The organism is Coprococcus sp. AF21-14LB (assembly GCF_003458885.1).
GTDB lineage: Bacteria > Bacillota > Clostridia > Lachnospirales > Lachnospiraceae > UBA9414.
This window is the reverse complement of the sequence record NZ_QRVX01000060.1, coordinates 1-11554: the sequence shown is the minus strand read 5'-3', so window position 1 is coordinate 11554 and position 11554 is coordinate 1. Positions and strand designations below refer to the sequence as shown.

The window sequence follows — 11554 nt, the reverse complement described above, 5'->3', positions numbered from 1 at the left end:
AAAATATATAATAAAATAAAAAACAATAAATAGTCTGTGAATTATCTTGAAATGAATAATTTTCAAAATAATTCACAGATTTTTTATAATGAAAATGCTAAAATTATTCTAATAAGCAAGAAATCTAAGCTATCCACGGAGGTGAAGTCTATGAAAAAGAAATGGTTAGCAGCGTTGTTTTTGAGTGTGATTTTGGTGATTTCCGGCTGCAGCACAGGCGAAATGAGAGAGAAAAAAGGCAGTCAAAAACAGGGAGAACAGTTGACTCTTGTGACAGAAAAGATGTATGAAGGCATTACGAAAGATATTGTGCGCTATTATATGTCACAGCATCCGGGAAAAGGTGTGAAAGTAACATATTTGCCGACAGAACCGCAGGAACGGGAGACGAAATTTCAAAAATTGCGAACAGAAATGATGTCAGGAAAAGGAGCGGATTTATATGTTTTGGGCAATCCTGATGAACAGATCGATGCGTCTTTTCGAAATACGCAGTTGTTTACGAATATCAGCAAAAGTATGCAAAGCGGAGTATTTGCGTCTCTGAATGAATATATGGAAGAAGATGCTTACTGGAAAGATGGAGATTATCAAAAGTCACTTTTAGGCGCCGGACAGTATGAAGGAAGACAGTATATTATTCCATTGGCATGTGAATATTATGTGTTTGCATCTCCGCAGGAAAACAATGCACTTCAGGGACAGACATTAGAAGAATGGTATGAGAATGCATTAAATTCGGACAATGTGCAGATGCGTGATGCAGTTGTAGCGGCAGTAGACGATATGTCCAGCAGATGGCAGCAGGTATCTGTGGATTATGAAACGCAAAAAGTAAATTTTGATAAGCAAACATGGAGCTCTTTCATGAAAAAAGTACTTTTGCAAGAAGAACAGGACATGCAGGAGAATCCATATATGCTTGGCAAGATGGAAATTGACGGGGTAATTGGAAGAACAGCGGGAACAGGAAATTATCGTTATCAGGCAGTACCAAATCAATTTGGAAATAAGATGGCATCGATTACAGTCTATGGCGGAATCGGAATGTCTTCCGAACAAAAAGAAGAGGCATATGAGCTTTTAATGTATTTTGCAGATCCGGAACTTTATGCGAAGAAGCAAACGAGCTATACAAGTATCGGAGTAGGAGATTTTCCGGTTAGCGAATCCGGAGTTAAGAATTATTTAAACGCGCATTACCAGATTCAGGATGAGACTGTCATTCAGGCGGTGTTAGAAAGCTTCAGAGAACTGGACAGCGGTTATTTTGTGTCACAGGCAGATTATAGTTTTTATGACCTGACAGGAGGAATGCGGCTTCAGGCAGAGAGAGATGCATCTCCGACAGGAGTAGATACGCTGGTAACGAAGATTGCTGAACAGGCGGAGGAAGAATATACGATTCTTGTGAAAGAATAAGAAAAGCGGCTATAGAAATGAGGGACTGCTTATGAAGAAAAAGAATGGGGGATTTTGGCTGGCATTTCCGGCAATCGCCGGTTTTACTGTTTTCTACTTTGTACCATTTTTGATTACCGTTTGGTATTCGGTGTCATTTGTAATTGGAAAGCGGGAATTTGTCGGAATGGCGAATTTTATAGATTTATTCCATAATGAGATGTTTCTTCTTTCGTTAAAGAATACGGGGCGCTTTTTAGTAGTAAGCGTCCCTGTGATTCTTGCCGGATCGCTGCTGCTTTCAATGTTGCTGCAAAAACTGACACGAGGATTGAAAGGATTCCGTCTGGCATATTTCTATCCGATGATGCTTCCAATTGCTTCAACAGTACTCGGTGTACAGCTATTTTTCGGGAAAACAGGTATCATTAATCGTTTTTTACTTTTGGTAGGAGAAAATGATAAGGATTGGCTTCATTCATCACTTGCATTTTGGGTAATTTGTATTTTATATTGGTGGAAATATACGGGATATCATGTATTGATTCTATTTGCAAGACTTCAAATGATTCCGAAGCCTTATTATGAAAATGCCAGACTGGATGGAGCGGGAAATGGAACAATCTTTTGCTGCATTACGCTGCCCTTGATCGCTCCCGTGCTTTTATTCAATCTCGTGCTTGCCCTTATGAATGCATTTAAGTGTTATCGTGAAGCATTTTTACTTGGCGGCAACTATCCAAATGACAGTATTTACCTGCTACAGCACTTTATGAATAATAATTTTCAAAATCTGAATTATCAGAAGATCTCATCCGCATCGGTTGTGCTTCTGACAGTGATTCTTGTATTTTGTGGAATCGGTTACGGAATTTATCGTGTGATAAGGGGGCGGGCTTATGAGTAAGATGAGAAAAATGCCGGCCAGACGACAAAAAAGATATTGGTTTATGCTGCTGCTGGCAGGAATTGCACTGCTTCCGGTTATTTATATGTTCTTTAGCTCTTTTTGGGAGATGCAGGAAAGAAAAGTTTCGCTGATGGGATATTATCATGTATTTCTGGCTGAACCGGGATATCTGATGAAATTTTGGAGAAGTATGGGACTTTGTCTTGTAATTGCGACAGGACAGACAGTTATTAGCTGCATGGCAGGAACTGCATTTGCCAAATACAATTTTATTGGGAAGAGGATGCTTTTTGGGATTATGCTTCTCTTTATGTTACTGCCTGTTCAGGTAACATTGCTTCCAAATTACATTTTGCTTGAAAAGCTTGGATTTCTGAATAGCTGGAAAGCATTGATTATTCCGGGAATTTTTGCACCATTTGGAACGGTATGGATGGCATTTGTATTTCGCTCTCTTCCGGGAGAGATCCTTGAGGCTGCAAGCCTTGATGGAGCTACAAAGCTTCAGAATGTATTTCAGATTATGGCTCCGGCAGCAAGGCCGGCAGTACTTACATTGTTTATATTAAGTTTTGTAGAAAGCTGGAATATGGTAGAACAGCCGATCACATTTCTTGAAGGACCGGAACAATATCCATTATCTGTTTTTTTAGCCGGACTTGAAGGCAATGAGCTGACGGTTCAGTCCGTGTGCGGTATACTTTGTCTGCTTCCGGTTACATTTTTATTTTTCTACTATCACGAGGAACTGGTAGAGGGAATCGGAGATTCATTATGGGGTTGATTGTATGAGAAAGAAACAAGTCTGGCGAGGAGGATGCATTATTCTAATGCTCCTTGTGTATTGTACAGTACTGTCAATCCAAATAGAAAAGCTAATGCGGATTGAAGTGAGTGTGACAACCGGGGAAGCTGGGAAGGAAGGAGAAGTTCTGCTCCCGCAAAGTTCTGTACATGAAAATGAGATGGGAAATATTGTTTACTGCGTTCAAGAAGTTGCCGGGAAGTTCCGGACTGAGGAAAAGGTACAGGAAAGACCGATCACTGTTTATGGAAAAGAAAATGGATATGTAATTGCAGATCGTTCCAGTCTTACAAATGATTACGGAGGAATGCTTCGGGTAATTGTTGATTCCTCTTATCCGGTAAAAGAAAATGAGATTGTAGAAATCATACCGGGCGGAGAAAATAAGGTGCAAGAGAGACATTGGAAAATGGTGGAACAGATAAAATGGCTTGCTGTTTTCCCGGCATTGCTGCCAGTATGGATTTTATGGTGTAATCAGATTTTAAAATTACTGGATGGATTTTGGAAGCACAAATACGTTCAAGGTATGGCAGGAGGAGCGGCTCTTGTAATACAGGCTGCGATCTTATATGGGATAACAGGAATGGTTCAGATTCCGCGGAAGTTTCTTCCAAAAGAACAGATTTTTGACATATCATTTTATGCAGACAGAATTCATCATTTTTTCTTTGAAATGGATAATTTATCAAGGAATCCTGCGCTATATAGGGAAATTCGTTATGAATATTTGTCAGAATTGTGTCTATACGGAGCGCTCTGTATTGCGCTTTGGCTTGGAATGGTGTTATGGAGTACATTAAAGCGCAGAAAATAAGAACGAAAAAGAATTCCATTCATATACTATTGTGGAGGTGATAGTGATGAATGGGATTCTTTTTGCATTTTTAGGAACAATCGTTACTTTTTTAGTAACAACGCTGGGAGCAGCGGGAGTTTTCTGTATGAAGCGGGATGTAAATGAAACTTGGCAGAGCGGTTTTCTTGGATTTGCAGGCGGCGTAATGATCGCGGCGTCGGTCTGGTCTTTGCTGCTTCCGGGAATTGATTTTGCAGAGGAACAGGGGCAGATTGGCTGGCTGGTTGTAACAGTTGGATTTTTGACAGGGGTACTTTTGCTGCTGTTGGCAGACAATCTTTTGAAACGGTGGTATCGGAGGGAAGCGGGACAGGAGATATCTTTGCGAAAAAGTACGATGATGCTTGTAACGGCAATTACAGTCCATAATATTCCGGAGGGAATGTCAGTAGGGCTTGCTTTTGCCCTGGCAGCACAGCAGCTTGAAAATCCGGCGCTTTTATCCGGTGCAATTGCATTGACGATTGGGATTGCCATTCAGAATTTTCCGGAGGGAACTGCAGTGGCGCTGCCACTTCAGAAAGAGGGAATGGGAAAATGGAAGGCATTTTTTATTGGCAGTATGACGGCAATCGTGGAACCCATCTTTGGTGTGCTGGTAGCGATCTTTGCCGGAGCAGCCAGATCCTGTATTGCTCTGGCGCTGTCATTTGCGGCAGGAACGATGATTTATGTGGTAGTAGAAGAATTAATTCCGGAGGCACATATGGAAGAAGAGGGAAAAGCGGGAACACTCGGATTTATTGTGGGATTTCTCGTCATGATGATTTTGGATGTGGCGCTTGGGTAAGTTTACGGTGAGAACAACATATGATGTTGAAAAGACTTGACAATGATAACAGGAAAGCGTTAAAATATGTTTGTTAGTAAAGACTAACTAAAGAAAAGGAGGAACAGAGATGTTAGGATTTCTGATGGAACATATGGGGACAATTGTTGTCTCGCTGCTTTTGCTTCTAAGTGTTGCAGCAATTATCATAAATATGAGTAAAAAAAAGGGAAAAGGATGAGGAGGCTGCTCCGGCTGTACGTCGGCAGGGTTTTGTCATAAAAAATGATTTTGAAAAATGGAAAACCGGTGCGTCTGGCATCGGTTTTCTATTGTCAAAAGAAAGTGGCTGCTATATAATATGAAGAGAGAAGGAGGGAAATATGTATACATTAAAAAAATTTATCAAATACTATGGACCGTATAAGACGGTATTTTTTTTGGATTTAATTTGTGCGGCGCTGATCAGTTTCATTGATCTGGCATTTCCGCAGATTTTAAGAACGCTGACAGCTACGCTGTTTACAGAGGACAGCAGCTTGATTCTTAAAGCGCTGCTTCCGCTTGGAATAGGTCTTCTTCTAATGTATGTGATCCAGGCATTTTGTAAGTATTATGTGAGTTACCAGGGACATATGATGGGAGCCAGAATGGAGCGTGATATGCGCCAGCAGTTGTTTGAACATTATGAGAAATTATCTTTTTCTTATTATGATGCGAACAACTCAGGACAGATGATGAGCAAATTGGTATCAGATTTGTTTGATATTGCAGAATTCGCTCATCATGGACCAGAGAACTTATTCATTTCTGTGATTAAGATTGTCGGTTCATTTATTTTCCTGACAATGATCAATTGGAGATTGACAATGATTCTTGCAGTTGTCGTTGGATTTATGGTCATTTTCTCTGTGCGCCAGAATAAGCGGATGCAGGCAACCTTTATGGATAACCGGAGAAAGATTGGGGATATTAATGCCAGCCTTCAGGATACCCTTGCAGGAATCCGGGTGGTACAGTCTTTTGCAAATGAGGAGATTGAGTGGGAGAAATTCACAAGAAGCAATGAAAATTTCCTTGTTTCCAAAGGAAATAACTATCAGTGCATGGGATTTTTTATGAGTGGAAATGCATTTTTCCAGGGACTGATGTATCTTTCCACGTTGGTATTTGGAGGTTTATTCATTGCGCAGGGTAAGATGGAAGCAGCAGATCTTGCGATGTTTGCGCTGTATATCGGCATTTTTATTAGTCCGGTGCAGATTCTTGTGGAATTAACGGAGATGATCCAGAAAGGCTTGTCCGGATTCCGGCGTTTTCTTGCAGTGCTTGCGACAGAGCCGGATATTCAGGATAAAGAAGATGCGAAAGAGATTGAGGATGTATCAGGCGAGGTTGAGTTTGATCATGTATCTTTCCGGTATACGGATGAAGAAGCGGTATTGTCAGATATTTCCTTTAAGATTGAAGCGGGAAGATCCGTAGCGCTTGTAGGGCCGTCCGGCGGTGGCAAGACAACAATTTGTTCACTCATTCCAAGATTTTATGATGTAACAGGCGGAAGAGTACTTGTAGACCAGAAAGATGTAAGAGATCTGACGATGAAGAGTCTCCGCAGTAAGATTGGAATTGTGCAGCAGGATGTCTATCTGTTCTGTGGAACGATCCGGGAGAATATTGCCTATGGAAAGCCGGATGCATCGATGGACGAGATTATTGAGGCTGCTAAGAAGGCAAATATCCATGAATTTATTATGGAACTGCCGGAAGGATACGATACATTTGTAGGAGAGCGGGGAACAAGACTTTCAGGAGGACAGAAACAGCGGATTTCTATTGCGCGGGTGTTCCTTAAGAATCCTCCGATTCTGATTCTTGACGAAGCGACAAGCGCTCTGGACAATGAGAGTGAACGCCGGATACAGAAAAGTCTGGAAGCTCTGGCGAAAGACCGGACAACGATTACGATCGCACACAGACTTTCTACGATCCGCAATGCCGATGAGATTATTGTTATTAACGAAGCAGGAATTGCCGAGAGAGGAACGCATAAAGAACTTCTGGGTATGAATGGTCTCTACGCCCATTATTATAAAATGCAGTTTGAAGGTCTGGAGACAGTTGATTGTGGAGAAGAATAAAAAAGAAAAGGAGAATATATTATGAGCAACGAAAAATTAAATGCAAAGATTCTGGAACTGCAGGATGATATCATTGCGTCTATTCAGCAGAGCATCCGCATTGACAGCATTAAAGGAGAGCCGGAAGAGGGCGCGCCTTATGGAAAAGGACCGCGGGCAGCGCTTGATGATGCTCTGGCGCTCGGAGAACGTCTTGGATTTAAGACCGGCAATGTGGGAAATCGTGTTGGCTGGGTTGAAATCGGTGAAGGCGAAGAGATGGTCGGCGTACTTGGTCATCTGGATGTTGTGCCGCTTGGAGAAGGCTGGATTCATCCGGCATTTGGCGCTGAGATCCATGATGGAGTGCTGTACGGCAGAGGTGTTCTGGATGATAAAGGACCGACAATCGGTGCAATCTGGGCATTAAAAGCAATCCAGGATCTCGGACTGAAATTGGACCGCAGAATCCGTGTATTATTTGGAACAGATGAAGAAAATGGTTCCTCCTGTGTACATTATTACATTGAGAATGGTGGAGAACTGCCGACGATCGGATTTACTCCGGATGGAGAATATCCGATGATCTTCTTCGAAAAGGGAGCATCTAACTTTACCGTTGGCAAGAAGAATATTGAGCAGGGAAATGTGAAGGTTGTAAGCTTTGCAGGCGGAACAGCGGCGAACGTTGTAACACCGAAATGCCGTCTTGTGGCAGAGGGAGATCTGGATGTAAAAGAAGCAGAAGGTCTTACGGTAACAAAGAAAGATGGACAGACAATTATCGAAGCAATCGGAAACGGTGCTCACGGAAGTACACCGGAACTTGGCGTGAATGCGGCTGTAAAGCTTGCCGAGGCTGTGAAGCACATTGCGTTTGGCGGAGATTTCCAGAAAATGTTAAATTTCATTCTTGAGGAATTAAATGGCGAGACAAACGGCGCACATATGGGAATTCTTTATCAGGATGAAGAGACAGGCGAGACGACAGTGAACCTGGGAGTTGTGAATTTTGATGAAAATGGAATGAGTATGACACTGGATATCCGCTATCCGAAAAATGCATGTGCACAGCATGTGATGGAGCAGGTATGTGAGGCAGCAAAAAGACAGGGATTAGAAGCTGAGAGAACAAGCTCTGTTCCATATCTTTATATTCCGCAGGATTCAGAACTGGTTGTGAAACTGATGAAAGTATACCGGGAAGAAACAGGAAGAGATGAGAAACCGCTTGCAATCGGCGGAGGCACTTATGCAAAAGCATTTAAAAATATGGCAGCATTTGGACCGATGTTCCCAGATGCACCGGCATGTATCCACCAGCCGAATGAATGCGTTGCAGTAGAGGAACTGATAAAATCCATTCAGATTATTACTGCTGCAATGTACGAATTAGCGCAGAAGTAGGAAGATAAGAAATCCGATTAAATTTTTATAGAAATCCAGCAGATACTTTTCATATGAAAATGTCTGTTGGATTTTTTGATGTAAAAGATAATCGGACAAAAAGAAAAGACGTTTGTGCAAGTTGCTTTTTTGAGGGTGTGCTATAATAATAGAGGTTTTATAAGGAGGGATGGATCAGTGAAAAAATTCAATAAAATCAATGAGAAACATATGGCATTTGTTCTGTTTGCACTGTGCTGGGCAGCGTATTTTACATCGTACATCGGCAGACTGAATTATTCTTCAGCCATGCCGGAAATGCTCCGCCTTTCTGTTCTGGACAAATCTCAGGCAGGCTTTATCAGTATGGCATATTTTTTTGCGTATGGTATCGGACAGTTGATCAACGGATTTCTCGGAGATAAGATGCATCCGCGCAAAATGATATTTACAGGGCTGTTTCTGGCAGGCGTTATGAATATTGTTATGGGATTTATGAACAGCTTTGGAACGATGGCGGTTTTTTGGTGTGCCAATGGGTTTCTTCAATCAATGATCTGGCCACCGATTCTTCGGATTTTTGCAGAAATGTTAAATGAAGCAGCGAGAGTGCGTTACAGCATTCATATTACGTCTACGATGGCGCTGGGAACGCTGACATCTTACCTGCTGTCGGCAATTATGCTGGAAGTATTTGGATGGCGGGCAGTATTTTTTGCAGCGGCGACAGTGATGTGTACAGTAGCAGTGGTTTTTCAGATCCGGTTTCGTGCAGTGGAACAGTATGCCAGTGAACATGGAGAGCCACATAAGGACGAAGCAGGAAGAGCCGGAACAGAAACTTCGGTTCCATTTTCAAAAGTGCTGATCGATTCCGGATTGTTTATGATCTTAATCCCGGTTATTGTACATGGGGTACTCAAAGACGGAGTAACTTCCTGGGTACCGACCTATATTCAGGAGGTATTTCATACATCGCCGTCTTTTTCGATTTTGATTACAACAGTACTTCCAATTGTAAATTTAACGGGGGCGTACGCAGCACAATTCATGTATCAGAAGTTTTTCCGGAAGCAGGAGATCAGAACCGTCGCATTTTTCTTTGTAATTGCGACAGCAGCATTAGCTGGTTTGTGGAAATTTGGAGATGTGTCGGTAGTTGTGACTGTGGTGCTGCTTGGAATTATTACGGCGTCCATGATGGCGGTAAATACATTAGTTGTGAATCTGCTTCCACTTCATTTTGTTAAAATGGGAAGAGCGGCCACGGTATCCGGATTTTTGAATTCAATGGCATATCTTGGAACAGCTATTTCCACATTTACCATTGGAATTATGGTAGAGTCCTCCGGATGGAACAGAACGATTTTGGGCTGGCTTATTATGACAGCGGCAGCGATGCTGATTTGCTTCCTGCTGCATAAGAAGAAGTTTGAATAAAATTGCAGGTAATAGAATAAAAATTGCATAAAAATGTATGTTGACTTTTGTCAGAATTAATGAAATAATATTGTGGATTATGTTGAAAGGAATGAAACTATTATGAATTTAAAGAGACAAAAGCTCTTAGCGGGAGCGGGCATCGTGTTGCTGCTGACTGTATTATCTTCCATGACGGTATTTGCAGCAGAGACAGAAGCGCCGCTTTCTTCTATGTATGCCACGGCATGGGCGCTTGTGCCGCCGATTGTTGCCATTGGTCTTGCTCTGATTACGAAAGAAGTATACAGTTCTTTATTAGTCGGTATTGTAGTCGGCGCCTTGCTTGGAACAGATTTTCATCCGGTGAAAACGGTGGAGTCGGTTTTTAAAGGGGGATTTATTTCCGTATTATCTGATGAAGGAAACATTGGAATCATTATGTTTCTTGTTATCTTAGGAATCATGGTGTCTATGATGAATAAAGCAGGAGGTTCCGCGGCGTTCGGAAAATGGGCAGGAGAGCATATTAAGTCAAGAGCAGGGGCTCAGCTTGCTACGATCGGTCTTGGAATACTCATTTTTATCGATGATTACTTTAATTGCCTGACAGTAGGAAGCGTTATGCGTCCGGTAACAGATAAACATAAAATATCCAGAGCAAAGCTTGCGTATCTGATTGATTCTACAGCAGCTCCGATCTGTATCATTGCACCAATTTCTTCCTGGGCAGCAGCGGTAGCCGGATTTGTAGAAGGAGAAGACGGACTTAGTATTTTCGTCCGGGCAATTCCGTATAATTTCTATGCTTTGCTGACGATTATCATGATGCTTGGAATCGTATACCTGAAAATGGATTATGGTTCCATGAAGCTGTATGAAAAAAATGCAAAGAATGGCGATCTTTTTACAGCAGGAAAGCGGGCAAATGGAACAGAAGATGTGAAGGAAAAGCCAAATGGACGAGTGCTTGATCTTGTCTTCCCAATTCTTGCGCTGATCGTCTGCTGCGTAACAGGAATGCTCTATACCGGCGAGTTCTTTAGCGGTGCAGGCTTCGTAGAGGCATTTTCTCAGAGTGATGCGCCGAGTGGTCTGGCGATGGGAAGCTTTTTCGGGCTTGTGATTACAATTGTGTACTATCTGCTGCGCCGGGCTTTGAAATTCCGGGAATGTATGGAATGTGTTCCGGAAGGATTTCAGTCTATGGTACCGGCGATTCTCATTTTAACTTTTGCATGGACATTGAAAGCAATGACAGATCAGCTGGGAGCAGACGTGTTTGTAGCTACAGCAATGGAGTCTTGTGCGGAAGGGCTGATGAATCTGCTTCCGGCAATCATTTTCTTAGTAGGATGTTTCCTTGCATTTGCCACAGGGACTTCATGGGGAACTTTCGGAATATTGATTCCGATTGTTGTAAAAGTATTCGAACAGAGCAATCCGACTTTGATGATCATTGCAATTTCTGCATGTATGGCAGGCGCGGTCTGCGGAGATCACTGTTCACCGATTTCCGATACAACGATTATGGCATCGGCAGGGGCACAGTGTGATCACGTCAGTCATGTTGCGACACAGCTTCCATATGCGCTTACAGTTGCGGCAGTATCTTTTGTTTCTTATATTGTGGCAGGCTTTACCCAGTCTGCATGGATTTCACTTCCATTTGGAATCGTGCTGCTTGGAGTGGTACTGCTTGTAATGAAGAAATATCAGAAGAAGCAGCAGAACTAAAGAAAAATTTATGAAAAAATAAAAAAAGGGGCTGTCGGTCAATGTCATTAAGTTAAGGAAAAATAATTAGATTCTTATATTAGAAATAATATAGGAGTCTTTTTATTTTGTAAAAATAGTTGACAAACAAGATAGAATGTGCGGCCGC

At 42.1% G+C, this 11554-nt stretch carries 9 protein-coding genes; all 9 read left to right on the top strand.

The annotated features are described in order from the left end of the window. Positions 1 to 150: 150 nt before the first annotated feature. The 9 genes from DWX73_RS11620 to DWX73_RS11580 all read left to right on the top strand — a co-directional run bounded on the left by DWX73_RS11620 (position 151) and on the right by DWX73_RS11580 (position 11406). Positions 151 to 1422 (top strand): ABC transporter substrate-binding protein, encoded by a 1272-nt coding sequence (locus DWX73_RS11620; protein WP_118348914.1) that lies wholly within the window; start codon positions 151 to 153, stop codon positions 1420 to 1422. A 31-nt stretch (positions 1423 to 1453) separates the two neighbouring features. Continuing rightward, complete coding sequence (locus tag DWX73_RS11615) at positions 1454 to 2308, top strand: carbohydrate ABC transporter permease (protein ID WP_118348913.1); 855 nt, start codon at positions 1454 to 1456, stop codon at positions 2306 to 2308. Then, positions 2301 to 3095 (top strand): carbohydrate ABC transporter permease, encoded by a 795-nt coding sequence (locus DWX73_RS11610; RefSeq protein WP_118348912.1) that lies wholly within the window; start codon positions 2301 to 2303, stop codon positions 3093 to 3095. The genes DWX73_RS11615 and DWX73_RS11610 overlap by 8 nt, the downstream gene beginning before the upstream one ends. 4 nt (positions 3096 to 3099) lie before the next feature. Further along, positions 3100 to 3933, top strand: coding sequence for a hypothetical protein (locus tag DWX73_RS11605; RefSeq protein WP_147334788.1), 834 nt, complete (start codon positions 3100 to 3102; stop codon positions 3931 to 3933). A gap of 46 nt (positions 3934 to 3979) precedes the next feature. Further along, positions 3980 to 4765, top strand: a complete 786-nt coding sequence (locus tag DWX73_RS11600) for a ZIP family metal transporter (protein ID WP_199413560.1) — start codon at positions 3980 to 3982, stop codon at positions 4763 to 4765. 362 nt (positions 4766 to 5127) lie between these two features. Then, positions 5128 to 6885 (top strand): ABC transporter ATP-binding protein, encoded by a 1758-nt coding sequence (locus tag DWX73_RS11595; RefSeq protein WP_118348909.1) that lies wholly within the window; start codon positions 5128 to 5130, stop codon positions 6883 to 6885. Between the two features lie 21 nt (positions 6886 to 6906). Further along, positions 6907 to 8271 (top strand): dipeptidase PepV, encoded by a 1365-nt coding sequence (pepV, locus tag DWX73_RS11590; RefSeq protein ID WP_118348908.1) that lies wholly within the window; start codon positions 6907 to 6909, stop codon positions 8269 to 8271. Between the two features lie 177 nt (positions 8272 to 8448). After that, positions 8449 to 9690: an MFS transporter gene (locus DWX73_RS11585; protein WP_118348907.1), complete on the top strand. Its 1242-nt coding sequence runs from the start codon at positions 8449 to 8451 to the stop codon at positions 9688 to 9690. A 102-nt stretch (positions 9691 to 9792) separates the two neighbouring features. Then, the gene (locus DWX73_RS11580) at positions 9793 to 11406 is read left to right on the top strand and encodes a Na+/H+ antiporter NhaC family protein (RefSeq protein WP_118348906.1); all 1614 of its coding nucleotides are present in this window, start codon (positions 9793 to 9795) and stop codon (positions 11404 to 11406) included. Positions 11407 to 11554 lie beyond the last annotated feature (148 nt).